General features: G+C 54.4%; 24 protein-coding genes. 15 read left to right on the top strand and 9 right to left on the bottom strand.

Annotation, left to right across the window (positions count from 1 at the left end):
* The first annotated feature begins 23 nt into the window (after positions 1-23).
* A complete protein-coding gene (locus MKJ04_RS00120) occupies positions 24-1,955 on the top strand; it encodes a tetratricopeptide repeat-containing sensor histidine kinase (protein WP_241638093.1) in 1,932 nt (643 codons plus the stop codon).
* Positions 1,956-2,361: 406 nt separating this feature from the next.
* On the opposite strand, the gene MKJ04_RS00115 is transcribed toward MKJ04_RS00120, so the two are convergent.
* The 6 genes from MKJ04_RS00115 to MKJ04_RS00090 all read right to left on the bottom strand — a co-directional run bounded on the left by MKJ04_RS00115 (position 2,362) and on the right by MKJ04_RS00090 (position 8,848).
* Complete coding sequence (locus MKJ04_RS00115) at positions 2,362-4,998, bottom strand: MGH1-like glycoside hydrolase domain-containing protein (protein ID WP_241638091.1); 2,637 nt, start codon at positions 4,996-4,998, stop codon at positions 2,362-2,364.
* A gap of 308 nt (positions 4,999-5,306) precedes the next feature.
* Positions 5,307-6,530, bottom strand: a complete 1,224-nt coding sequence (locus MKJ04_RS00110) for a bifunctional alpha/beta hydrolase/OsmC family protein (RefSeq protein WP_241638090.1) — start codon at positions 6,528-6,530, stop codon at positions 5,307-5,309.
* A gap of 13 nt (positions 6,531-6,543) precedes the next feature.
* Complete coding sequence (locus MKJ04_RS00105; protein ID WP_241638089.1) at positions 6,544-6,693, bottom strand: hypothetical protein; 150 nt, start codon at positions 6,691-6,693, stop codon at positions 6,544-6,546.
* Between the two features lie 137 nt (positions 6,694-6,830).
* Positions 6,831-7,406 carry a carboxymuconolactone decarboxylase family protein gene (locus tag MKJ04_RS00100; protein ID WP_241638088.1) on the bottom strand — a complete coding sequence of 192 codons (576 nt, stop codon included), beginning with the start codon at positions 7,404-7,406 and terminating at the stop codon, positions 6,831-6,833.
* A 283-nt stretch (positions 7,407-7,689) separates the two neighbouring features.
* A complete protein-coding gene (locus MKJ04_RS00095; RefSeq protein ID WP_241638087.1) occupies positions 7,690-8,223 on the bottom strand; it encodes a hypothetical protein in 534 nt (177 codons plus the stop codon).
* Between the two features lie 139 nt (positions 8,224-8,362).
* Entirely contained in the window at positions 8,363-8,848 is a 486-nt protein-coding gene (locus MKJ04_RS00090) for a hypothetical protein (protein ID WP_241638086.1), read from the bottom strand.
* A gap of 336 nt (positions 8,849-9,184) precedes the next feature.
* Here MKJ04_RS00090 and MKJ04_RS00085 point away from each other — a divergent pair, with 336 nt between their 5' ends.
* The gene (locus MKJ04_RS00085; protein ID WP_241638085.1) at positions 9,185-10,357 is read left to right on the top strand and encodes a DUF3179 domain-containing protein; all 1,173 of its coding nucleotides are present in this window, start codon (positions 9,185-9,187) and stop codon (positions 10,355-10,357) included.
* 50 nt (positions 10,358-10,407) lie between these two features.
* On the opposite strand, the gene MKJ04_RS00080 is transcribed toward MKJ04_RS00085, so the two are convergent.
* Positions 10,408-11,754, bottom strand: coding sequence for a dihydrolipoyl dehydrogenase family protein (locus MKJ04_RS00080; protein WP_241638084.1), 1,347 nt, complete (start codon positions 11,752-11,754; stop codon positions 10,408-10,410).
* A gap of 67 nt (positions 11,755-11,821) precedes the next feature.
* On the opposite strand from MKJ04_RS00080, the gene MKJ04_RS00075 reads away from it, so the two are divergent.
* The 3 genes from MKJ04_RS00075 to MKJ04_RS00065 are packed head-to-tail and all read left to right on the top strand — an operon-like array spanning position 11,822 to position 13,019.
* The gene (locus MKJ04_RS00075; protein ID WP_241638083.1) at positions 11,822-12,205 is read left to right on the top strand and encodes an ArsR/SmtB family transcription factor; all 384 of its coding nucleotides are present in this window, start codon (positions 11,822-11,824) and stop codon (positions 12,203-12,205) included.
* Positions 12,202-12,807: a mercuric transport protein MerTP gene (gene merTP / locus MKJ04_RS00070; protein WP_241638082.1), complete on the top strand. Its 606-nt coding sequence runs from the start codon at positions 12,202-12,204 to the stop codon at positions 12,805-12,807. The genes MKJ04_RS00075 and merTP overlap by 4 nt, the downstream gene beginning before the upstream one ends.
* Positions 12,808-12,809: 2 nt before the next feature.
* Positions 12,810-13,019 (top strand): GDCCVxC domain-containing (seleno)protein, encoded by a 210-nt coding sequence (locus MKJ04_RS00065; protein WP_241638081.1) that lies wholly within the window; start codon positions 12,810-12,812, stop codon positions 13,017-13,019.
* Between the two features lie 222 nt (positions 13,020-13,241).
* Here MKJ04_RS00065 and MKJ04_RS00060 read toward each other — a convergent pair whose 3' ends face one another.
* Positions 13,242-14,024 (bottom strand): DUF6503 family protein, encoded by a 783-nt coding sequence (locus MKJ04_RS00060; protein ID WP_241638080.1) that lies wholly within the window; start codon positions 14,022-14,024, stop codon positions 13,242-13,244.
* Between the two features lie 159 nt (positions 14,025-14,183).
* On the opposite strand from MKJ04_RS00060, the gene MKJ04_RS00055 reads away from it, so the two are divergent.
* The 7 genes from MKJ04_RS00055 to MKJ04_RS00025 all read left to right on the top strand — a co-directional run bounded on the left by MKJ04_RS00055 (position 14,184) and on the right by MKJ04_RS00025 (position 21,004).
* Entirely contained in the window at positions 14,184-14,756 is a 573-nt protein-coding gene (locus MKJ04_RS00055; RefSeq protein ID WP_241638079.1) for a glycosyltransferase family 2 protein, read from the top strand.
* A gap of 336 nt (positions 14,757-15,092) precedes the next feature.
* Positions 15,093-15,851 (top strand): DUF547 domain-containing protein, encoded by a 759-nt coding sequence (locus MKJ04_RS00050; protein ID WP_241638078.1) that lies wholly within the window; start codon positions 15,093-15,095, stop codon positions 15,849-15,851.
* 2 nt (positions 15,852-15,853) lie between these two features.
* On the top strand, positions 15,854-16,549 hold the full coding sequence (locus MKJ04_RS00045) for a TIGR04283 family arsenosugar biosynthesis glycosyltransferase (RefSeq protein ID WP_241638077.1): 696 nt from the start codon (positions 15,854-15,856) through the stop codon (positions 16,547-16,549).
* Positions 16,550-16,555: 6 nt separating this feature from the next.
* Positions 16,556-17,941 (top strand): NAD(P)/FAD-dependent oxidoreductase, encoded by a 1,386-nt coding sequence (locus MKJ04_RS00040; RefSeq protein ID WP_241638076.1) that lies wholly within the window; start codon positions 16,556-16,558, stop codon positions 17,939-17,941.
* A gap of 9 nt (positions 17,942-17,950) precedes the next feature.
* Positions 17,951-19,483, top strand: a complete 1,533-nt coding sequence (locus MKJ04_RS00035) for a 4Fe-4S binding protein (protein ID WP_241638075.1) — start codon at positions 17,951-17,953, stop codon at positions 19,481-19,483.
* Positions 19,484-19,681: 198 nt separating this feature from the next.
* Complete coding sequence (locus tag MKJ04_RS00030) at positions 19,682-20,047, top strand: hypothetical protein (protein WP_241638074.1); 366 nt, start codon at positions 19,682-19,684, stop codon at positions 20,045-20,047.
* Between the two features lie 27 nt (positions 20,048-20,074).
* Positions 20,075-21,004: a hypothetical protein gene (locus MKJ04_RS00025; protein WP_241638073.1), complete on the top strand. Its 930-nt coding sequence runs from the start codon at positions 20,075-20,077 to the stop codon at positions 21,002-21,004.
* Between the two features lie 11 nt (positions 21,005-21,015).
* Here MKJ04_RS00025 and MKJ04_RS00020 read toward each other — a convergent pair whose 3' ends face one another.
* Positions 21,016-21,696 (bottom strand): Crp/Fnr family transcriptional regulator, encoded by a 681-nt coding sequence (locus MKJ04_RS00020; RefSeq protein ID WP_241638072.1) that lies wholly within the window; start codon positions 21,694-21,696, stop codon positions 21,016-21,018.
* Between the two features lie 34 nt (positions 21,697-21,730).
* Between MKJ04_RS00020 and MKJ04_RS00015 the strand changes: the two genes are divergently transcribed.
* The 3 genes from MKJ04_RS00015 to MKJ04_RS00005 form a co-directional block, all read left to right on the top strand.
* A complete protein-coding gene (locus MKJ04_RS00015; protein ID WP_241638071.1) occupies positions 21,731-22,033 on the top strand; it encodes a hypothetical protein in 303 nt (100 codons plus the stop codon).
* Positions 22,023-23,744, top strand: a complete 1,722-nt coding sequence (locus MKJ04_RS00010) for a glycoside hydrolase family 15 protein (RefSeq protein WP_241638070.1) — start codon at positions 22,023-22,025, stop codon at positions 23,742-23,744. The genes MKJ04_RS00015 and MKJ04_RS00010 overlap by 11 nt, the downstream gene beginning before the upstream one ends.
* Before the next feature lie 331 nt (positions 23,745-24,075).
* A partial coding sequence (locus tag MKJ04_RS00005) for a radical SAM protein (protein WP_241638574.1) occupies positions 24,076-24,587 on the top strand: 512 nt, incomplete at its 3' end.

Here is a 24,587-nt window from a genome sequence, read left to right as displayed (position 1 = left end):
TCTTAGTTTTTGCGTTTTGTTTCATGGTAAACGTCTGCGTTGGCGGCGCAACGGTGCAGGTTAAAAAGTCGGCCCTGTTGCAGCCTGCCGTGGCGGCGTCTGTTGCCCATACCGTGGATTCATTAAACGACCTTGCTTTTAAAGTGAAAAGCCATGACCTGCAGCGCGCCTTTGATTTGCTTCACAGGGCCTCTGTCTTGGCAGATAATCAACGCTACGTGCGGGGGCAAGCCATCAATGCGCTTTACGAGGGCGGCATCTATATGCAGAATGGGTATGACAAGCGGGCCCTGTCGCTCTACTATACATCCCTGGAGCTGAGCCGGAGCATTCTCGACACGCTGAATATTGCCCGCGCAAACCAGCAACTGGCCAATGCCTTTGCCCAGGGAGATGAACCGAAGCAGGCCGAAACGCTATACCTGCAGGCGCTGGAACAGTTCACCCTGCTCAATGAGGCGAAAGATGCCGTCAATATAAAGAACAGCCTCGCCCTTTTTAAACTAAAGCAGCACAAGATACCGGAAGCCCTGGCTTTACTTGATGCTGCGCAGCGGGAGAGTCAGCAGGTGGGGTATACCTACGGCCTCAAGAAAGCTTACTTCCACCGGGGGCTGGTGCATTTGAAACAGAACCACTTGCAGGCGGCAGAGGCAAGCTTTATAAAGGCGCTGGATCTTGACAGGCAGGCAAACGACCGGTATGGGATGTCGCTGGCGGAGAGTAAATTGGCGCAGGTGGCCAGCCGCAAGAACGACTATGCAGCGGCCATTGCCTATGGTGAGGCCGCCTGGCGGGATGCGGAAGCCATCTCCGCCTCTCAACTGATGATAGATGCGGTGGAGGAACTGATCAGCGTATTCCGGCTACAGGATAACCGGGAGGAGTTGGTGCACTGGCAGGCGGTGCAGATAGCCAAGCAGAAAGAGGTTTACGAGAAGGAGAAGAACTATACCCTCGATTTCCTCGATATCCTCAGGCAAAAGCAGGAAGGACAACTGCTTGCCGAAAAGAAAGCATTACAGGCCGAGCGCCTTGCCCGAAACACCAACTATATCCTGCTGGCGGGCACGATGGCGCTTCTGCTCCTGGCTTCGCTGGCCTTGGTATGGTATAATTTTTACCGTAAGGTGAAGGAGTATAGCGTCGAGCTTGAGCTAAAAAACGCATTGATCCAGCATAGCGCTGCCGAGCTCGACAAGCTATACCAGGCCATGGCCGAGCAGAACAAGCGGCTGGAAGAGGCAAACCAATTGAAAAGCAGGCTCTTTTCCATCATCTCCCATGACCTGCGGGGCCCGCTTTCGTCGGTGCATAGCGTACTGGACCTGTTGCTGACGCAGCCAATCCCGGAGGCAGAGCGGCTGCGGGTGCTGGGGATGATGCGCCATGAAATGGGAGGTGTGATGGCGCTGCTGCAAAATCTGCTGCTGTGGTCGAAAGCCCAGATGGAAGGGGAGGAGATCGCGTTGGAGCCCCTGAACCTCCAGCTTTTGGTGCAGGAGAACGTGCAGTTGCTGCAAGGCATGGCAAAGCAAAAAGACATTTCGATCGAGAACACAGTGAATGGCGGCACCTTCGGCCTGGCCGATAAAGAACGGCTGAGCTTCGTGCTGCGCAACCTGCTCATGAATGCCCTGAAGTTTTCGTACCCGGGAGGGCAGGTGCGGGTAACGTCAGAGGAACAGGAGCATACCATCGTAATCAGCGTAAGTGACAATGGCAAAGGAATGTCGGCAGCCGAGATGGAGCGTTTGTTTAAAGGGAGCCGCCATACTACCCTGGGTACAGCCAGGGAGAAGGGCACCGGGTTAGGACTGATGCTCAGCAAGGATTTTGTGGAAAGCCTGCAGGGCAGCATCAGGCTGGAAAGCCGGGAAGGCATAGCCACGGCGTTTCATGTCACCCTTCGGAAGGCACAGGCAGAAGCCGGAATAGCCTCATTACCCGCATAAAAACGGTTTGAGGTTTCGCTCAAAATAAAATTCAATAGCTCTCTTTGCCCTTGCTGCGTCTTCTCGCCAGTAGGCCGAAAAGCGGCTGAGATAAATCGTTTTCCCGAGTCGCGATTTACAAAAGCTTAATAAATCTATTCTCCTGACTTACCTATTCCTCCCAAGAAGGCCCTATCCCCAATAAAGCGAAATTACATTATTCCGAAATTCCCCTCCGAGGAGTGGAATAGCACTACTTGAAAGGAAAGGCTATATGTGCTCATCATTGGATTTTGGTAGTTATACCTACTCTTACGTAATGTCGTTCTTTGTCCCCTTGGGGTAGCGCCCCTCAACGAAGAAGGGGGGGGGCGGGGATGAAACTCGCCACGTATTATCCTAATTTATTCATATTGTAGGAGATGGGTTACGTTTTCGTCCGGTTGATGAGTTCGGCTACCAGCCCGGTCCAGCCTGTCTGATGAGACGCCCCAAGGCCCTGACAGGTGTCTCCGTGGAAATACTCATAAAAGAGGATGAGGTCTTTGAAGTGCGGGTCTTCGCGGTATATGGCATGCGCCCCGTTTACCCGGCGGTTCCCCTGGTTGTCTGCCTTAAAAACTGAGATGAGGCGCTTGCTGAGCTCGTCCGCCACCTCCGACAGGGATAGCAGGGTGCCCGAGCCCGTTGGGTACTCTACCTTGCAGGTCCCTTCGAAGTAGGCGCAGTGCTTCTCCAGCGACTGTATGAGCAGGTAGTTCACCGGAAACCAGACAGGGCCCCGCCAATTGGAGTTGCCGCCAAACAGCGGGGAGTTAGCCTCGCCCGGCTGATAGTCCAACGAAAAGGACTCCCCATCAACAGTTAGTATGTAGGGGGTGGTGTGTATTTTAGAGAGCGACCTGATGCCGCCGGGGGCCAGAAACTCTGTTTCGGAGAGCAGGGCTTGCATGAGTTTCTTGAGCCGATCCCGGGGCACCAGCGACAGGAGTATGTCCTCGTTTTCCTGATCGTTCTCGATCACCCGGTAGGCTTTGTTCTTCCGTCGGTATTTCTGGAACCACTTCAGGCGGCCATAAAAATCAGGCAGCTGCTCAAACTGCTCTTTTTTCAGGATCAAGACCGCGAACAGGGTCGTCAGGCCAACCAGCGAGCGGATTTTGATGGGGATGTTGGTGCCGTTGGGTAGCGCGAGCACATCATAAAAAAAGCTATCCTCTTCGTCCCAGGAGCCCGCCCAGTGCTCGTGTATCTGGTTCAGGGACTCGGTGATATAGATAAAGTGCTCAAAAAACTTGGTGGCCACATCCTCATAGCTCTTGTTATACTGCGAGAGCTCCAGGGCTATTTCCAGCATGTTCAGGCTGTACATGGCCATCCAGGCGGTGCCGTCGGCCTGTTCCAGCGTGCCCCCGCCGGGTATGTGCTCGCTGCGGTCAAACACGCCGATATTGTCGAGGCCCAGAAAGCCGCCCTCGAAGATGTTGTTGCCCTGGCTGTCTTTCCGGTTCACCCACCAAGTAAAGTTTATCAGCAGTTTGTGAAACGCCTTCTCCAGGAAATGGTAATCTGCCCGGCCAGTTTTCTGTTGGTCGATCCGGTATACCTCCAGGCAACTCCAGGCATGCACCGGCGGGTTCACGTCGTCGAAACTCCACTCATAGGCGGGCAGCTGCCCGTTCGGGTGCATATACCATTCCCGCAGGAAAAGAATCAGCTGGCTTTTCGCAAAGTCCAGATCCACCATCGCCAGCGCCACACAATGAAATCCCAGATCCCAGGCGGCATACCAGGGGTATTCCCATTTATCGGGCATGGAGATGATGTCCTCGTTGTTCAGGGTGTTCCAGTGGGTGTTCCTGCCGTTGTAGCGACTGTCGGGTGGAGGCGGCTGCCCGGGGTCGCCGGAGAGCCAGCGGGGCACGTCGTAGTTGTAATACTGCTTGCTCCAGAGCATCCCCGCCAGCGCCTGCCGTTGGATCAGCAGTTCTTCGGGGTCATTGGTTTTCGCGATGTCGCCATAAAACTGATCAGCCTCCTGGATGCGCTGCCTGAAAAGAGCGTTGAAGCCCGGCCCAAACGGCTCTCCGTCCGTGTCCTGCCTGCGCAGTCGCAACTGCACCACTTTCTGCTCCCCGCCAGCCACGTCAAAGCGGTAGACCGGGGCAAACTTTGTCCCGGCTGTGTTGCCGTGCAGCAGCTCTGGACTGTCGCCCACCACCACATCATGGAAAGCGTCTTTCACGAAAGGGGTTGCGTTGGGGTAATCAAACAGCCGTTCCTTGTTGGTGTCGTTCTCGGTGAAGAGGCACTGTGTGGGGGTGTCAAAATACAGCGAGTAGGCACCGACCTTGGGGTATAGCAGCGTGGCACAGCCATATGCGGCGTCCTGGTTGCCGAGGCGGATCACGGGTTTTTCGGACGCTAGCCCAAAACTCCACCGGTTGCTGCACCAGAGTGTGGGCAGCAACGTAATGGGGGCGGGGTCCTGGCCGCGGTTACAGAGGGTGATCCGGATGCAGATGTCCTCTTCCGAGGCTTTGGCATACTCCGTGAACACGTCGAAGTACCTGCCCTCGTCGAAAATGCCTGTATCCAGAAGCTCATACTCGGGGTCGTGGTAGCCGCGTGCGCTGTTCTGCTCCAGAAGCTTCGCGTACGGGAAAGCCTGCTGCGGATACTTGTACAGGTGCTTCATGTACGTATGGGTGGGGGTGTTGTCGAGGTAATAGTATAGCTCTTTCACATCCTCCCCATGGTTGCCTTCCTTACCGGTGAGCCCATACAGCCGCTCCTTCAGGATCGGGTCCTGGTGGTTCCAGAGGGCAATGGCAAAGCAGATGTGCTGCCGGTGGTCGCTGATCCCCGCGATGCCATCCTCCCCCCAGCGATATGCCCTGCTACGGGCATGGTCGTGCGGGAAATACGTCCAGGCATTGCCCTCGGCACTGTAGTCCTCGCGCACCGTGCCCCATTGGCGCTCGCTCAGGTAGGGGCCCCACTTCAGCCAGCCGCCTTTCCCGGTGGTATAGTTTTCAGCCAGTCTTTGTTCTTCAGCATTCATACAGGTGTCGGTTTTGAGCGGTGGCAGTGCCCCGGTGCGCTAATTTGCCCAACTGCGCATGCGCCGGGTGCCACCTTATCTACCGAAGAGAGCCGCCAAGGTTTCCGGAATTGCAGCAGGGCGAGGATTTTGGTATCCAGCGCTTTATAAACTGAGAAGCCCAACTCCGTTGAGGGCAGGAGCCGCAGGCGAGAACCGCATCACACCTTGCAATCCGCTGCACTACGAGCGCCAGAGAACTGTCATCCGCATTTCGGGGTGTGCGTGCTGGTTTATGTAGCCCTACTGCCCGCAGCAAAAGATCCGCTTTATACCTGTCCCTTCATCAGCTTTGTCCGGACGAGCACCTCGCTATGCAGGGTCTTGTGGACGGGGCATTTGTCTGCGATTTCCAGGAGCCGTTGCAGCTGCGTCTCGTCCAGAGGGCCAGTCATTTTGATCTCCCTTTCAAAGATGTCAATTTTCGCGCTTTGGTCTTCCTCATGTATGGAGTCGTCGGCATGGTCTTTTTTGTACGTTATGTGCACCTCAATGTCCTCCAGCGGCCAACCCTTGCGGGCAGCGTACATTTTAACCGTCATGGCGGAGCAGGCAGCCAGCCCGGAGGCCACCAGCTGGTATGGAGTAGGGCCGAAGTTCTTGCCCTGTACCGCCACGGGCTCGTCGGCCGTCAGGTAATGGTCGCCAGCCTTGATGGTGGTGGTATAGGCAGCGTCTTGTTGCAGCAGCGCAACCACCTCATGAACACTGTGAAGCTCGGGAACGGGCCGGGCCGGGAGGTAGCGCCTGGCCCACGAGGCGATCACATCGCCGGCATACAGCGAGTCCTCCTCGCGGTTCAGCAGGTGATCGGCCCCATCCAGTGAAACGAAACTTTTCGGGTGGTGGGCCTGGGTAAACAGCATCGAGGCGTTCTCGATGCCCACCACGGTGTCCTGCGGAGAATGCAGCACAAGGAGGGACTTGCGCAGGTGTCGGAGCATCTGCGGAAACGTCTGCTCCGAAAGATCGTCCAGAAACTGCTTTTTGATGGTAAAGGGCCTGCCGCCAATATTGACAAGCGCCTCACCGGTTTGATTGATCTCCTGCAAGTTGGCCTGGAACAGATGGGCTACGTGCTGGGGCGAAGCGGGCGCCCCGATTGTCGCGACGGCCCGCACAGAATCCAGCTGCGAAGCCGCCACGATAGCCGCTGCCCCGCCCAGCGAGTGCCCTATCACCAGTGTCGGGCTTTGGTAAGCCTCCTCCAGAAAGTGTGCCGCGGCCACCAAATCGGCTACATTGCCCGAAAAGTTTGAGTCTGCAAAATCCCCCTTGCTTGCCCCAAGCCCGGTAAAATCGATCTGAAAAACCCCGAACCCCCGCAGCGTGAGCGCCCGGCTTACATTCCGGACCGCATTGAAGTTTTTGTTGCACGTAAAGCAGTGGGCGAACAGCACAAAATTATGCGGCTTTTGGTCGGCAGGCAGGTCCAGGTGGCCGCTGAGCTGGATGCCTTTGCTGTTTTTGAAGTATAGCTTGTTTGCTTGCATGGGGGTATGGGCTTTAAAATCTGGCCTTGGCCATATAGGTATAAACGTAGTGCGTTTGCTTAGGAAATGCGCCATACCTATGTATGGCCGTTATGGAGTGCTGTGGTTTCCTGAACGGGATTGGGCCAGCCGGGTTAAATTTCCAGGGGTTGATGCTTTTCATAAGCGCAGTTTTCAATCTCAGTTAAGATCATACTCTAAAAAAACAATGGCTTCTCCGGGCAAGGGCGCTGTATACCCTCCTCCCGAAAAAGCCATTGTCTTACGCTTTAGCTTCTGTTATTTAGCTGCACCGGAGGATTAGTTCTTGCTCCAGGCGCGGCCGCTGAACACCGCATCCACTTCAGTGCCGAAGATATGGTTGGAGTAGTTGCTGAGTGTCTTCACGGCCAGAGCGAGGATAATCTCCAGGACGTGCTGCTCCGCATACCCGGCTTCCGTAAATGCCTGCACCTCGCTGTGCGAAGGGTTGCCGCGCTTGTCGAACATCACGCGTGTAAACGTGGCCAGCGCATTCAGCTTGGCGTCCTCGATTTGCTTGCCGTCGCGAATGGCATTGGTCACCTCCACCGGCACCTTCGACACGTTGTCGGCTATGTAGCTGTGCGCGGCGGCGCAATACTCGCATCCGTTTTCCACACTGATCGTGACGAAGACCACTTCCTGCTCTACCGGCGAGAAGCCGCTGTTCTTGCGGAAACGGTCGTAGCCCACGGCATAGGTTTCCATCACGCCCGGCGAGTTGACCATATTGGCATACATGTTCGGGATCATACCCATTTGTTTTTGGGATGTCTCCAGTAGAGGCTTTTGTGCGTCGTTGGCGTTATCTAAAGTTACTGCGTTCAAAGATGTTTTGAATTTCTGGTTATCCATTGTGAGGTGTAGTGTAATGTAAAGTTTCGTGTATGGTTCGGGATTTTCCCGGATGCAGGATGTCCTGATCACAACAACCAACCGGCGTCCTGCCGAATTGTTTTGTGGGAAAAACTACGCTACAAAGGTGCGAAGCCGGCAGGTATGAATTTGTCTGCCACGCGACATAACGCATTTTCTCTCGCCGCGTGGGTATGGCAAAGCCCACCTGCCGCTGCGCTGGGTCCTTTGATAGATCAGTGCAAAACGGGAAGTGGGCTTTGGAGGAAATATCTGGCTGCTGTTACTTTTTTCGATAGGATTTCCGGAGCCATGTCGCCAGCGCATCGGCTGTTAGGCCCGTGGCCACAGCGTAGATAGCATGAAACATAGCGTCCTGGGCAATGGCTTTGGTCGACCATTTGGTAATCGGCTCCGACACGTCCATGGCTGGCAGCATGCCCAGCTCGGTGCCCCACACGGCGCTGAAGTGTGCGGTGGTGCCCGCGATGCTGTTGGTGCCGAAGGCGGCCATGATGCCCCGAGGTATACCCCAGGTGGTGCCGTAGGCGAAGTGGGTCACGTTGGTCAGGAGTTCTTTGTCCTCCTCCGACTGTGCCTTGATGCCGAAGGTTTTTTTCACGGCTTTGTAAGGCGTGTTGCTGGGTTCACGCCCGCTGATCTGCATTTCTAGCATCTGCGCGGCGGTTAGCACGGCGGTGCCCACCAATCCGGCCACAACGCCAATCCCGATGCCGCCCGCAGTACGGGCTATCGTGGTCTCGGTGCTGTCAACATTTTTGTTCATTTTGCTCTTTTTCTTGGTTTGCTTTTTCATAGCGTTTCGTTTTTCTTGCTTTGTAGTGGGTATACTCGATCCGGGGAGTGACTGTTCGGTAAGCAGCCAAAAAGGGCAGCCCTGTAGGAAACGGATATTCCTGCAGGGCTGTCCTTTTTTCATACATCTGATCTTGGCTTTAGATCGTTTTGGCACTGGGGTTTTCATGGGTTGTATGGTGCTCCTGCAGCCCTTTATAGGCCCAGGCGGCCCCGATACCAAAACTGACATGCGCGAATGCTGATACCCAGTTTCGGGCCATGGCAAACCATGGGAAGATGCCGGTCATGACGTAGAAGTTCACGAAGTAGATAACCAGGCCAATGACGGCACCCACCGCCAGTGCTTTCGTCAGCGTCATGCCCTTCACCAGGAAGCCAATGACCGCGGCATAAACGATGGAGAGAATCATGTGCAGCACAATGGCCACCAGCACGACCCCAATATCAAACGTGGCGGGAGGTGGGAGCACGCCTTTGCCCAGTGCAATGGCCCCGATCATGCGCGGCGGCCCCCATGGGCTACCCCCCAGAAACAGAGGCACCATCACCATCTCGAGTACCAAAAATATAAGTCCCGCAATAATACCGGCAAGAACTGCCGCTTTCATGTTGATTGCTTTCATGGTTGTAAGTAGTTTAGTGAAACATCCAATGAAGATTCTGGTTTTTATCCGGCATCTGCTGCCTGTGTGGGTAATAATCCCGGTTAAAAAAAAGGCGTTTCGTTTCGGGGTATGGTGGGTATAGCTACAGGTTGCGTGTGTCTGTTTTTGAATTGCCTGACGAAGCAGAAACAGCGCACCGATTGTTCTTTGTGCTAAAAACCATATTCAAAATAGGTTTTGTGCATACTCTAGTGTACGGGTATGTATGGGCATTGTTTATGGGTAATACCTTGTTTTATAGGTAGGTATAAAAAATGCTTGGTTTTTTAGGCGTGATTAATGCTGTGAAATGGTATGTACAGACTTAAAGGCAATCCCATCATGACGCATTATACCCTTATCCTTTTTCTGGCCACAACGATGGCTATCCTCTCTCAGACTGCTCATGCCCAGCTGCAGAACCCACGCCAGATCCCTTACCGTTGGAAGACCGACACGACAAAGAAATCGGTCCCGCTGGCGGCGTTCACGGTGGCGGTGCCCAAAGGGACTTTCCCGGTGCTCAACAACCCAAAATTTGTGCCGGCAAAGGAGGGATTGCCCATGTATTTCAGGCACGAGCCGGTCATCAGCATCACGCTGGACGGACAAGCCAGAGCATACCCCCTGAACGTGCTGACCGTGCACGAAATCGCCAACGACACGATGGGCGGAGAGCCGATCCTGGTCACGTACTGCCCGCTATGCAATGCCAGTGTGGTCTACAGCCGGCGTGTCCGGCACCTGGGGCAGGAGCATGTGCTGCACTTTGAGGTGTCGGGGATGCTGCGCCACAGCGACATGGTGATGTATGATACCCAGACAGAGTCGTGGTGGCAGCAGCTGACGGGCGAGGCGCTGGTTGGCAAACTGGCAGGGACAGAGCTGAAGGTGATCCCCTCGCTGGTGATCTCGGTGGCGGAGTTTTTTCAGCGCTACCCCCACGGCCAGATTCTGTCGCGGAACACAGGCGTGGCGGGTGCTGAAAGGAGCTATGGCACAAACCCGTACGCAGGGTATGACCAACCGGGAAACACCCCGTACGATGTTTTTATCAAGCAAGGCTTGGTAGACAAGCGGCTACCCGCCATGGAGCGCGTGGTGGATGTGGAAAGCAAGGGCAAACGCAAGATTTACCCCTTCTCGGCCATCGCGAAGAAAGGCGTGGTAAACGATTCTTTTGAGGGCAAGCACATCGTGATCTTCTATACCTCCGGCACCGTGTCGGTGCTGGACGAGCGGGATATCAGTCGCTCCCGGAAGGTGGGCACGGCCACGCTTTTCAATGCCGTTTTAAACGGGCGCAAGCTGACTTTCCTGAAAAAGGGGAATGATTTTGTGGACGAGCAAACAGGCTCTGTCTGGGATGTTACCGGACGCAGCATAGCCGGGCCGCTACAAGGAAGGCAGCTCCCTACGGAGCCGCATAGCAATCACCTGGCCTTCGCCTGGCTGGCATTTTACCCTGATTCTGAGATATACAAATAGGCGTTCCTGTTAGCTGCAGCCCTGCTTTTATGCCAGCGGCTTAGTTCTCCCTATACCATATAGGCCACATCAGACCCCATGGTAGGGTAGGAGAAAGGGAAGCTCTGAATATCCCTTGCCTGCATCCCGCCTTTCATGGCCAGCGCGAACAGGTTGATGGTTTCTTCGGCGTGTGGCCCAACGAGGTGTGCCCCTATTATGGTATTATTTTCTTTGTCTGTCAGCACTTTGTAAGCGTATGCTTTTGCCTGGGTGCGGCGCCCGTTATACCATTTTGTGGCGTCTCCGGTACTCACCTTAAAATTCAGGTCCTGCGCAATAGCTTGTTCCTCGGTAAGCCCCACCGAAGCAAGAGCTGGAATAGTGAACACCACTGTCGGTATTTCAGAGTAATTGAGTTTCCGGTTATTGCCTTTTACAACGTTGGAGGCGAGTACATGCCCTTCGTAAACTGCGATCGGCGTCAGGGGCAGCCCGGCTGTATCGGCCACATCGCCAGCGGCATAAACGCGCGGGTTAGAGGTGCTCTGTAGGAACTCATTTACGGCAATCCCCTTCTTGCTGTGGGTTACGTTCCCTTTGTCCAGTGCAAGCTGTTCGGTTTCGGGCACGCGCCCGATGGCACGCACCACCAGCCCGGTTTCAAGGGTTTGTTCATCGCCTCCGTTCACCAGGGTAAGTGCATACCCCTTGCCCTGCGCTTTGATCTCCCGTGCCGCTGTGTTCAGTTTTACATCAATGCCAGCCTCTTTGGAGACACGCAAAACGTGCTTTACCATATCCTGCTCGAAGTGCTTCAGGGCATGGGCGCCGTGGTCGATGATCGTGACGCTTATTCCTGCGCGAGCTACCAAGTGCGCAAATTCAAAGGAGATATAGCCGCCGCCCAGAAACGTGATGTGCCTGGGTAGCTTGTCGAGGTTCAGAAAATCATCGCTGGTGATGGTATGCTCCTTACCGGCTATATCCAGTTGGCGCGGCCTGGCCCCTGTCACGACCACGATCTTCTCTGCGCTTATCTGCTCATCACCTGCCTGCAGCGTTTTTTCATCCACGAAAGAGATGGGGCAGTGGTAGGTGTCTATTCCGGCTTTCCCGAAGCCCTTTTCCATCTTTTCGGGTACTGGGTCGGTGAAGGTGTTTTTAAATGCCATCAGAGCCTGCCAATTTATACTGCTATCGCCATCCAGGCCTTTGCCAAGGTGTAACCGGGTCTTTTCATGCAGGTTGGCTGCATCCACTAACACTTTTTTTGGGTCGCAGCCGCGCAGGGCACAGGTGCCGCCGTAAGGTCTGTAATCAGAAATGGCGGTTTTCAATCCTTTGGAAGCGCACTTTTTGGCAACAGCGGCACCGGCCATGCCAGCCCCAATCACAAACACATCGTATTTTCTCATATAACGTATATTTAAGTACTTGCTTAATTACTGTATAATGTTTACATTTGTTGTATAAAGTTGAAAGATGGAAGAAGATAAAGCGTGTATTCGAGTGTATGCCGACAAGGAAAGGCTGGAGGCCTGTACCCAGAAACTGTTGGCAGCACAGGAACATATTCAGCGGCTAAGTCAGGTGCTAAGCCTTGCCGGGAGTGAAACCAGGCTGCAAATACTTTATTTGCTGGAAGAAGAGGGGGAACTGTGTGTTTGTGATATCAGCGATGTCCTGCAGATGACGATGCCTGCGGTTTCGCAGCAGCTTCGCAAGCTCAAAGACGCCCACATCATCAAAAGCAAGAAGGTGGGCCAGACGGTGTTTTATTCCCTGAAAGATGAGCATCTGGAAATTATCCGGCCTTTATTTCAGCACATACAACGGGCATCTGCCTCAAAAGTAGAAATATTATGAAAAGTAGCGTTCAAACCAAATTTATGGGAGGAGGCCTCCTGGCCGCGGTGCTGGCTTCCGTTTGCTGTATAGCCCCGTTGCTGGCCATCGTGGGAGGTGCCGCAGGTGCCCTGTCTGCATTTGATTGGCTAGAGCCCTTGCGCCCATACCTGATCGGACTTACAGTTATACTGCTTTCGGCCGCCTGGTACCAGCGTTTAAAACCGGCCAAAACTGCCGCTGACTGCGCCTGCGAGGACGACGATAAGCCTTCACTGGTAAAATCGAACAAGTTCCTGCTCATGGTCTCCGTCATGGCTCTCCTGTTCCTGAGCTTCCCGTATTATGCCGATGCCTTTTACAAGCAACCGGCAAAGAGCAGCATGGTCCAAACAGGCTTTCAGCAAACCGTGCAATTGGAGGTTAAAGGGATGACCTGCTCGGGGTGTGAGGCCCACGTGAATCAGGAAGTCGGCAAACTGCCCGGCGTGTCTGGGGTAAACACCTCCTACAAAGCCGGCAGCGCCACTGTAACCTACGACAGCACCAAGGTAAAACCGCAGCAGCTTGTGGAAGCCGCCCGCAAAACGGGGTATAAAGTAAGTGTTAAAGGAAAAGAATAAGCATGCAAGCGATAAAAGACACCTCCCTGATTACCTGCCCAAAGTGCGGGCACAGCAAAGAAGAATCCATGCCGACAGACGCCTGTCAGTATTTTTACGAGTGCGAGAATTGTAACGAAGTGCTCAAGCCCTTGCCCGGCGACTGCTGCGTGTACTGTTCCTACGGCTCGGTGGCCTGCCCGCCCATCCAGCAAAACAAAAGCTGCTGCTAATTTGGGTGCTGGTGATGCATAGCGGCTAGGAAATTATCCAAAATCATACTTAAAGAACTCTCACGGCTCTTCCGGACTTCCCAGTCCGGAAGCCACCTGCCGGGGATTTCCTAATCCCCGTGGTCCTGCTAACGCGGATTAGGAAATCCGCTTCAGGAAAAGTTACGGATTAAGAAATCCGTAACAGCGGGTGTAGCAGAAACATATTCATTTCGGAGATGCTTATTCGCCAGAATCAACTTCGGCATTCTCCGGTTTCTCGAACTGCGCCTGGTCTGGCTGCTCCTTTTTCAACGCTAGCCCATCAAACGTGAAGCCATACCGCAGGTCGCCTATCTGGCCATTCTCATACTTGTAGCTCGTGAGTTTTGTCGGGAAAAGGAGGCCCTGGTTTTCTTTGTAATCCTCGAATTTCAGGGCTTTAAACTCATCGCTCTGCTTTTTGTCGAAGTACGTGATCGTGTACAGCAGCCATGCCATCCGGTTTGTAGCCGGGTCGATGAACAGCTGATACTGGTCCTCCGGCGTTTCTCCCACGCCCGATCCGAACGAAATGCCGATCACGTTGTAGGTTTTGCCCTGCACCGAGATCGTATCCAGTTTTTCATAGTTCACGCCGGGGTCTGCCAGCACAAAGGGCATGGCGTGGAAGTAGAAGTATAGGTTGTGGTAAAATGTGGCCGACTGATCAGGGAAGGCCGCCTTGTTCGGGCTCACCCATACCTGATGGCCATCATAGCCAATGGTATACTTGTCCGCTTTTACTAAATCTTTGCGGTTCTTCAGGTCGATGAGATGCGTTTCGGTCTCGCCCTTTTTCGTGATCTGGTATTGCATGCTGCCGAACTGCTTCCATTTCTCCAATCCTCCGTGCGCGTCCAGCACCTCTTTGAAATAAGACGGGTATTCCTGCGCGTTCGCTTCGGTGGTATGGGCAGCGTTGTCCTCGGCAGGCTGACAGGCAGTAACAAGAAGGGTGGCCAGGGCCAGATAAATAAGCTTCATTGGTTGTGTTTTATGTTAATACAGTGCATTCGATCCGCAATGTGACTCCAGGGTGAGGCACCAGCGTGTTTCCTAGCATACGAAAGTATGCCGATTCGAATGGGGTATTTGTCATCTACCCGACAACTCTTCCGCTTTGATCCTGTTTTCTTTGTAGGTATGGATGAATCTGCAGTGGGCTCAGCAATTACCGGGATGAAGATAAGCGTAATCGTGCCGCTGCACGAAAGCGTGGGGTATGCGCAGGCATTGCTCCAAGCAGTGCGCAACAACAGTTCGCCTGCACATATAAAGGAGGTTATATTTGTCGGTGCCTCAGAAAACCTGCCGTTACAACAGTTGGAGGAAACCGGAAAGGTGCGGGTGCTGGTGTTTGCGGGCGCAGGCCATCGGGCATGCCTGGAGGCTGGCGCTTTTGAAGCCAAAGGCGATGTGCTTTTTTTTGTAGCCCCTGGCACGTTCCCGGAAAAGGGCTTTGATACCGCTATCCTCACCACCATCCACCAGCGGCAGGCGGGCATTGTGCGGAGGTCGCTGGCCACCGGTTGGGTACAGTGGCTTACGTCGGTGCTGCCGCTCCGCTGCCTGCTGTGCTTTATAAAGACAGACAATTTTTTTTCCACCCGATGGTTGTTTCATCATAAAAGCAAGAGGGTGCCCCGCCGCCAGACAGTGTCTTTTACACAGCTGATGCACCAGTACGCGATTGCTTTCGGGGCGCAGGTGGTATGATTCTGGCAGCTATACCGGTTTGGGCTGTATACCACCTTCAGCATTTAGGTGGCATCGCCCGAAAATGAGCTGTTCTGCTTCGTATGTAGCGTTAAGCGCGGAAAAGTCGGTTAGCCGACAGTATGCTTGCTGCAGAAAGGCTACTTTAGGGCATGTTTAAATTTCGTTTTTGGAAGCGAAAATTGTTCAGGAAGGGTTCTGGCGAAGCGTTTTTTGAGCCGCATAGCAGCGCTATGGGGTGATAAAAAGGTGAAGTCAGGTTCCTTTATGAACAATTTGCAGCCCAAAAGATGAATTTTAAACATGCTCTTAGATATATATTCAAAATTCATACCCATGAGAATACTGATTTTATTGCTCCTGACATTTCTGACCGGCAGTTGCCAGGGTTCCTCCACGCTGGAAGCCCAGGGCACAACGCCCCCCTCGCACCAAGCCTGGGACGAGTTGCTGCAGCAGCACGTGAGCAAATCCGGCATCGTCGACTACAAAGGCTTTATCCGCGACAAAGCTAAGCTGCAGCGCTACCTGAGCGCCATCAGCAGCACCCCGCCCGACAAGCAGAAGTGGAGCAGGGAGGAGCAGATGGCCTATTGGATAAACGCCTACAACGCCTATACCGTCAAGCTGATCATAGACAACTATCCGCTGAAAAGTATCCAGGACTTGCACCCCACGCTGAAGGTGCCGGGCATCAATACCGTATGGCACAAGAAATTCTTCAGGATTGGAGGGCAGGAGGCGAGCCTGGATGAGATCGAGCACAAGATTTTGCGCAAGGAGTTCGACGACCCGCGCATCCACTTCGCCATCAACTGTGCCTCGTTTTCGTGCCCGCCGCTTCGCAACGAGGCCTTCGTGGCGAGTAAGTTAGACAGGCAGCTGAGCGAGCAGGCCAAGGCCTTTATCAATGACCCCTCACGGAACAAAATCACAGCGGACAAAGCAGAGGTGTCGCAGATCTTCAGCTGGTTTAAAGGCGATTTTACCAAAAAAGGGAGCCTGGTGGATTTCCTGAACAAATACGCAACCACCAAAATCAAGCCGGGTGCGAAGATCTCGTACATGGACTATGACTGGAGCCTGAACGAGTAGGTATGCGGAAAGTTAGCGTCATCATACCTGTTTATAACGACAGCGAGGTGCTGCAGGCGCTGCTCCGGCATTTGGCCCTGGCCGATCATCCGGACATGTTGGAAATACTGGTGGTGGCAGGCGGCAGCGCCGATAACCTTTCAGGGGAAATGCCCCGGGGCATCAGGCTGCTGCGAACCAGCGCCGCCTGCCGCGCAGTGCAACTGAACGCAGGGGCGCGGGCCGCCACCGGAAAGGTGCTCTGCTTTGTGCACGCCGACTGCCTGCCACCCCTGACGCTAGTGGCCGACATTAACCAAGCGCTGGATGCAGGCCACTGGATAGGGTGCTACCGGCTAAAGCTGACGCCCGGAAACTGGCTGCTGGCGCTTAACTCCTATTTTTCACGCTTCGTGACGGCCTTCAGCGGCGGCGGGGACCAAACGCTATACCTGCCCAAAAAGGTGTTCGAAACGATGGGCGGCTTCAACGAAAGCTTTTGCATTATGGAGGATTTTGAGCTCGTCCATCGGCTGATGCCCGTTTACGGCTACCACGTGCTGCCAAAAGATGTGCTGGTTTCATCCAGAAAATACAGGCAAAACAGTTATTTAAAAGTAAATTTAGCCAATTACCGCTGCTTCAGGCTTTATTGGAAGCAGGCACCGCCACAGCTAATAAAAGAACGCTATTACAACTGGCTACATCAGGTTAAGTAAACGGACATGAAGGAGACAAAAGCAATCGGGGATTTCTGCACGAATGGAAAAGGGAGCCGCATCGTGATCATCGGGAACGGAATCTCGGGCATCACCTGCGCACGGCATTTGCGCAAACGCGACAGCGCGGCCCAAATCACGATTGTCTCCGGCGAAACCGAGCACTTCTTCTCCCGCACCGCCCTGATGTATATCTACATGGGGCATATGAAGTATGCCCACACAAAGCCCTACGAGGATTGGTTCTGGGAAAAGAATCGCCTGTGCCTGGTGCACGATTGGGTGACGCAGGTTGATTTTGAGCAGAAGCAGTTGCAGTTAAAACAACAGGAACCTATACCATACGACACCCTGATTCTGGCCCTGGGCTCCAAAACAAACAAGTTCGGCTGGCCGGGCCAGGACCTCAAAGGGGTGCAGGGCCTGTACAGTTTTCAGGACCTGGAGAGCATGGAGGCCCATACCCAGAATTGTGCGCGTGCCGTGGTGGTGGGCGGCGGCCTGATCGGGATAGAAATGGCCGAGATGCTGCGCAGCCGCAAAATACCCGTCACGTTTCTGGTGCGGGAGCAGCGTTTCTGGGACAATGTGCTTCCGAAGGAGGAAGCCGAACTGGTAGGGCGCCACATACGGGAGCACCACATCGACCTGCGACTAGGGGAGGAACTGGACAGTATACTGGAGGATGAGGCAGGCAACGTGCGGGCTGTCATGACCAAAGCTGGCGAGGAGATCCCGTGCCAGTTCGTGGGCCTGACGGCTGGCGTGAGCCCGAACATCGACCTGGTAAAAAACACGGCGCTGGAAGTGAACAAGGGCATTCTGGTGGATGCGTTTTTTGCCACCAACATCCCCGACGTGTACGCCATCGGCGACTGTGTGGAGTACCGCACTCCGCCGCCGCTCCGCCGTCCGGTTGAGCAGGTATGGTATACCGGCCGCATGCACGGCGAAACACTGGCTCGCACAATTGCCGCGGAGCCTGTACCGTATAAACCCGGTCCCTGGTTTAACTCCGCCAAATTCCTCGACATCGAATACCAGACATATGGACAGGTGCCCAACACGTGGGAGGAGCCCGTGGACTCGTTCTACTGGGAGCACCCCGACGGCAAAAAATGCTTCCGGGCCTTGTTTAACAGCGAAAGTCGGCAGCTGCAGGGTATAAACGCGTTTGGCTTGCGCCTCCGGCACGCTTTTTTTGATGAGGCGCTGCAGCAGCATACCCCCGTGGAAGCTGTGATGGAGCGCTTGCAGGAGGCCAACTTCGATCCGGAGTTTTATGACAGGTTCCACCCGCAGATTTTGCAGGCCTTCAACACACAGTTTGGCACCAGCCTGAAGCCAAAGAAAAACAAGAAAAAAGGGCTGCTGGCCATTTTCGGATTATAACGCATCATCATGAAAGCAATACAGAAAGTCGGTCTCGGGTTATTTTTAATGGCGTTGCTCTTTTTCAACGCACTGCTCTTTTTAGGCGAGTACCAACTCACGGAGGCGAAACTGCAGGAAGTAAGCAGTGAGCAGAATTACACGGTGCTGCGCACAGAACTGAAGCCCATGCTGGGCAAGACCTATGGCAGCAGCTTCGCCTTCGTGAGCGATTTCAACAAGTACTTTGACGCCTACAATACCCGGCAGCAGGAAAATGAGCAATGGGACCGCGTGATCTGGGACGACTATACCTTTGCTGCCACAAAAGCCGCCAGCGAGGGCATCGTGAAGGAGAACAGGGGGGTATGGCTACTGCTCACCGTGATCCTGGGCACGGCTGGCGCGCTGCTGTATATACTGCCGCTCTACCGCAACGAGACAGCCGGCATCAAGCACGATGGGATCATGTTCTCCTCTAACAAGGCGCGCGGCGTGATTGGGATAACGCTTGGGGTATACCTCATTCTGCTCTACGTGGTGCTTTACTGGTTTCCGGCCTACATCGTCAACTGGACGCTGCTTGTGGACCCGCTGAGTCGCTTTTTGTCGGGCGGTCCGGCCAGCCAGTGGTTCCTGTACGGCACCATTTATACCCTTGCCATCCTGGTGATGGGCATCCGGATGTTCCGCAAGTACCGGGGCAATAAGTACCAGACCCTCCGCACATCCTCCGTCATGTTTTTCCAGTTGAGTTTTGCTTTTCTGCTCCCCGAGATATTGGTGTTGCTCAACAAGCCCTGGCACGACTTCAAAAACATCTGGCCCCTCGATTATACCTTCTTTTTCGATTACCGCGTCGAGAGTATGGTGAGCAGTGGCACCATCGGTATGTTTATGTTTGTCTGGGGCATCCTGCTGATTATACTGGGCGTGCCGCTGATGACCTATTTCTATGGAAAGCGCTGGTACTGCAGCTGGGTGTGCGGCTGCGGCGGCCTGGCCGAAACCGCCGGCGACCCCTACCGGCACCTCTCCGACAAATCCTTGAAAGCCTGGAGCATTGAGCGCATCATGGTGCACAGCGTGCTGGTGTTTGCCGTCGTGATGACCCTCGTGACCATTGCCAACTACTTTTCGGGTTTTGCCTTGCTGGGCCAGGCCACCGGTGTGCTGCACCAATGGTATGGCTTCCTGATCGGGGCCGCTTTTGCCGGAGTGGTGGGCGTGGGCTTTTACCCCCTGATGGGCAACCGGATGTGGTGCCGCTTCGGGTGCCCGCTGGCGGCTTACCTGGGCATTGTGCAGCGCTTCAAATCACGGTTCCGCATTACCACAAATGGCGGGCAGTGCATCTCCTGCGGCAATTGCTCCACCTACTGCGAGATGGGCATCGATGTGCGCTGGTATGCGCAGCGCGGTCAGAACATCGTGCGGGCCTCGTGCGTGGGCTGTGGCGTGTGCGCCTCCGTTTGTCCGCGCGGCGTGCTGAAGCTCGAAAACGGGCCTGAGCAAACGCGTATCACCGATATCCCGATTCTGGTCGGCAACGAGTCTTTTTAATGAGCAAGTTCATACTACGTTTTCGAAAGCGAACACCCACGTGCGCAAAGCGCAAATAAAACAATTGCATACCGCGTGAGTTCTTACAGCAGGAGCTACGCAACGCTCCATCGGCCGTTTTTGAGGAACGCCACGGGCACGCAGTGAGGGAGGCACGCAGAAGTTATACCTTCCACCCAACCCTAAACCCCACAGACCATGACGCAGAAACTGCAATTCGTATACAATGCCGAGACGGGCTACTTCAATAAACTCACCGACTTCGCGCACAAGATCATTTCACCGGACACCTACGCCTGTAGCCTCTGCGCCCTGACGTATGGTAAGTTCACGATGAAGAAGGAATGGGCGGACTATATTCAGCAACTGCCCATAGAGGTGGAATTCGTGTATCGGAACGAGTGGAAATTTGCCCCGATCCGAAAAGACTACCCGGTAATTGCGCTCAAGTCAGGGGACAACCGTATCGAGGTTTTGCTTGAGGCCGATGAACTAAACGGGATAAAATCGCTTGACCAACTGAAAGAGGCCTTAAGCAGGACGCTGGAAAGCGCTTGTTGCTGAGGAGGCTTTCAGCAAACGCTGAGACTTATGAAACACCTACTTTTCTTGCTGCTTTTTGTGGCAGCCTGCAAGCCTGGAGATGATGCCACCACTGCTTCTGATGATGTCGCCCGCACCCTCGATTTCGATACGTTCGGCGATTACTGGTACCAGGGGAAGGCGGAGCTGAACACGTATGATCTGGAGCAATACCGCTACGGCGAAAAGCGGGATGCAGAGGCAGTGCTGATCTTTGTGACCGAGGATTTCTCCAAAGACAAACAGGTGAAGCTGGATGAGCCCCAACGAAACCAGCGGGATGCCCAGAAGGTGCTGAAGATGAACATGACCAAAAAGTTCGTGACCGGCATCTACCCTTATTCCATGATGCTCTCGGTGTTTACGCCGGTGTACGACAGCATTCCGGCGGTGAAGGTAACGGCCAGCTCGCAGGAGTGGTGCGGCCATACCTTTACGCAGCTCAACCGGGAGGCGGGTGTATACAGGGCGCAGCTGTTTTCTTATTTCGAAAAAGAGAGTGACCAGAACCTGACGCTTGACGCGATGCCGGAAGATAACATCTGGACGCTGCTGCGCCTGAACCCAAACCAGGTGCCAACCGGCGACCTGAAACTTATACCCGGCCTGCTGGACCAGCGCCTCACGCACGAGCCCCTGGAGGCAGAAGACGCGACGATCCGTAAAACCGATGCCCCCACTGGTATGGCGGGTTATTCGGCGAAAGGCCTTAAAATGCTCACGGTGAGGTATAAAAACTACCCCCGTGAGCTGCGCATTTATTATACCGTTGGCTTCCCGTATGAGATTGTGGGTTGGGAAGAGATCAGACGCCTGGATGGCGGGAAAGAAGAGGTAAGCCGCGCCACCCGAAAAGCCAAGCTCATCACCGATTACTGGACGAAGAACAAAAACGAGCATGCCCCATTGCGCCGGGAATTGAAGCTGAAAAATCAGTAAGCCGTCGCTGACTACAGTTGGCTGAACTGCCTCACGAAAATCCGGTTGCGATCGTAGGAAATGGTGCCGTGCTTTTCGAGGTCGTTGAGGACGGTGGTGACCGTTTGGCGGCTGGTGGCGGACAGCTTGGCGATGTCGTCGTGGGTGAGCCGCATTTTCACGACGCGCTCCTCGGGGTTGTTGAGGATCTCGCGGCCATGCTCTTCGGCTAGCTCCTTGATAAAGAAGCGCACCCGCTGGTCGGCCGTCTTGAAGATCAGGTTCTCCAGGCGGCTTTGAATTTTCTTCAGCCTGAACCCGATGAGCTTGGTGACCTGCAGGTTAAACTTGGGGTTCATCTCCATCATCTGCTGGAAATCGGAGATGCTGACAGAGCAGATCACGGCGTCTTCCGTTGCCTCGGCAATCTCCTCGCGCTTGGTTTGCCCCGTGATGGAGAGCTCCCCGAAAATCTCACCCGGGCCAAGCAGGGCCAGAATCATCTCCTTGCCAGACTCCGACATTTTTGAGATTTTGACCTTGCCCGCCTTCAGCAGAAAAACCGTGTTCGAGGTGTCTTCCGGAAAGTAAATGACCTGGTTCTTCGGCATGTTGCGCATCACCGCCATCGCGTCCAGGGCTTTCATTTCCGCCTTGCTTAGGATGCTGAGCATGCTGAAGTTTTCCAGATGCCAGAGTTTTGTTTGAGCCATGTTTTTCTTGAGTTGGCTTAAAATTACTGTTTTTATGGCAAACAACATCCAGAAAACTACCTCAGAATCGCCGCTGCCCTTCTTTAGCATACGTCCGGAGCGGCAAGGCTTTATGGGCCGATGGCAATTATCTGAGAAAATAAGCACAGCAGCCGGATGCGCGCGTAGCAAGGGTTGGGAAGCGTCTTGCGCGGTCCCGGCCTATAACTACGAGTGCGCACCCCACGTTCAGACATGTACCAAAACCCATACCCATACCCTCAACCAGCGGAATCAGGTGAGGGTATGGGTATGGGCAAATCATACATCCAAAAAACACAACACGTATGCACGATAAGAAAGTGATGATCCAGGACCTGGGCATGATCGGCGACCGCCGCACCTGCGCCATGATAGACAAGGGCGGCAACATTGTGTGGTATTGCCCCAGGCGTTTTGATGAGCCTTCCTTTTTCGCCTCTTTGCTTGATGCGGGGCAGGGGGGAGCCTGGAGGATGAACTTGCCAGGCATGCAATTCCAAAAACGGGCCTATCTTGAAGACAGCGGGCTTCTGCAGACCTATTTCGTTGCTGAAACCGACAGCCTTGTCTTAGAGGATTGGATGCCGCTGTACGGGAGCTTTTATGGCATCTGCCGGACAGCTTCCAAAGCCCCCGTACCCTACAGGATGGAAATCGATGTCCGGCCAAACTACAACCGCCAGCCTGCCCTGCCAGATTTGAAGGATACCCGCCATGTGGTGGTGGCCTACGATTACCATGTATATGCCTCGCATCCGCTGCATTTAGAGGAAGGTATGATTGTGTGCGCAGTGCCAGCAGGCGAGGCAGCCTGGTTTGTACTGTCAGAAAGAGCCTTGGATAAACCCGAGACCCGCCTGCGCGAAAGCCGGGAACTAACCCTGGAAAACTGGCGCGAAATTGCGGGCCACATCACCTACACGGGCCCCTACGCCGATGCCGTTTCCAAGTCGCTACGTTTGCTGCGCATGCTTACCTATGCCCAGAACGGAGGCATCATCGCGGCAGCCACCACCTCGTTGCCAGAGGTGCTCGGCGGCAAACGCAATTACGACTACCGGTATGTATGGCTCCGCGACGCGGCCATGATCGTGAGTGCGCTGGCCCGGGCGGGCAGCGATGGGGAGGAAGAGCGAAAATTCCTGAGCTTCATCTGCTCGGCCATGCACCGCATCCCCGAACCGGTGGTGCCCATGCTCACCCTGGACGAGCAACCCGCCGGTATGGAGCAGGCCGTTGATTTTGAAGGATATAAAAACAGCACACCGGTACGGTATGGGAACGGTGCGAACAGCCAACTGCAACTGGATGCCAACAGCAATGTGATCATCGCGGCCAAGGTTATTTACAACCGCTATAACACAAGAGAACACTGGGAAACGGTGCAAGCCATGGCCGATTTTCTGGTGGAGAATTGGGACAAGCCCGACCACGGTATATGGGAGGAAACAGAAAAACACCAGTATAGCTCCAGCAAGGTCGTCGCCGCTGTCAGTTTGGAGTACATCGCCGACCACTCTGAGGATGAAGCAGAAAAAAAGCGTTGGCTGGAAACCGCTGCCCGCATCAGGCAGTATGTAGCCGACAACTGCATCACTTCGGATGGGGCCTATGCTGTGTATGCCGGAAGTGAGGCGGTGGATGTGAGCGCGGTGCTTTTCCCGATCTGGGGATTTACGGATGCCGACACCCCGCAAATGCTGAAGACCATGGCCAGGCTTGAGCAGGAGTATAGCCAAAACAACCTTTACCGCAGGCATCTGGTAGAATTCGACTCGCGGAAGGAAGGCGCTTTTCTGGCGGGCACTTTCTGGGTGGCGCAGTACTGGGTCATGCGCGGCAACCGCGAAAAGGTAGAGCAGATTCTGGAGGCAGCCCTGAGATTCATGAACGATGTGGGCCTGATGCCAGAGGAGGGCGATCCGGAAACCGGAGAGTTTTTGGGTAATATTCCGCAATCCTTTGTACACGCCTCGCTGATTGGTGCTGTGATAGACTACAAAACAGCTTTCGCTGAAAACGAATAGACTGGCGGGCAATGCCGCAAACGCGGATTCCGTGAGGCGGCGGGTATACCCTGGCTATCAGCTCGGACCCGTTGCTTCCCGAGCTCCATTTATCCACCGTATAACTGCTTTAACTTCCTGATTTGTCATCTTCACGACAATAAACGCTTGCTTGTTTCTATACCTTTAGGAAAGCATTCATACTATCTGCTGTTTAAAGTTCAGAAGAATTTTTTGAAAAGCGAAGACCGCAAACGGCTGCAATCCATTCATGCCGCTGCAGTCGTATTTGGGGATAGTTTGTTGGATGCAAAAAGATGAATCAAGTAAACAATAACCAATGGGTTCCACGATAAAATCCCTTAAAAAACAAGAACACGCTTACGCCGACCCGCTCATTCAGCTGGATGTGCTCCAGCAGCCCAGCAGCCAGGGGGAGCAGTTCCCGGCCTTTGCCGGTAAGCTGCGCGAGCAAGGGCTCTTTCCGCTGCGTCCCACGGGCACCAGCATCCTGCAGGTGAACATGGGCAAGATGTGCAACCAGACCTGCAAGCACTGCCACGTGGACGCCGGCCCGGACCGCAAGGAGATCATGACCCGCGAAACCATGCACCTTTGCCTGGATGCCCTGGGGCACTCTCCCCAGGTAACGACGGTGGACCTGACGGGCGGGGCCCCGGAGATGAACCCCGACTTCCGCTGGTTTGTGGAGGAGCTCTATAAACTCGGTCGGCAGGTGATCGTGCGCTGTAACCTGACCATCATCCTGGCCAACAAGAAATACCACGACCTGCCGGAGTTCTTCAAGGCCCACGGGGTGCACGTGGTCTCCTCGCTGCCCTACTTCCAGGCCTCGCGCACCGA

This window comes from Pontibacter sp. E15-1 (genome assembly GCF_022601975.1).
Taxonomy (GTDB): domain Bacteria; phylum Bacteroidota; class Bacteroidia; order Cytophagales; family Hymenobacteraceae; genus Pontibacter.
Note: the sequence above shows the minus strand (reverse complement) of the source record. Positions and strands in the feature narration are given on the sequence as shown.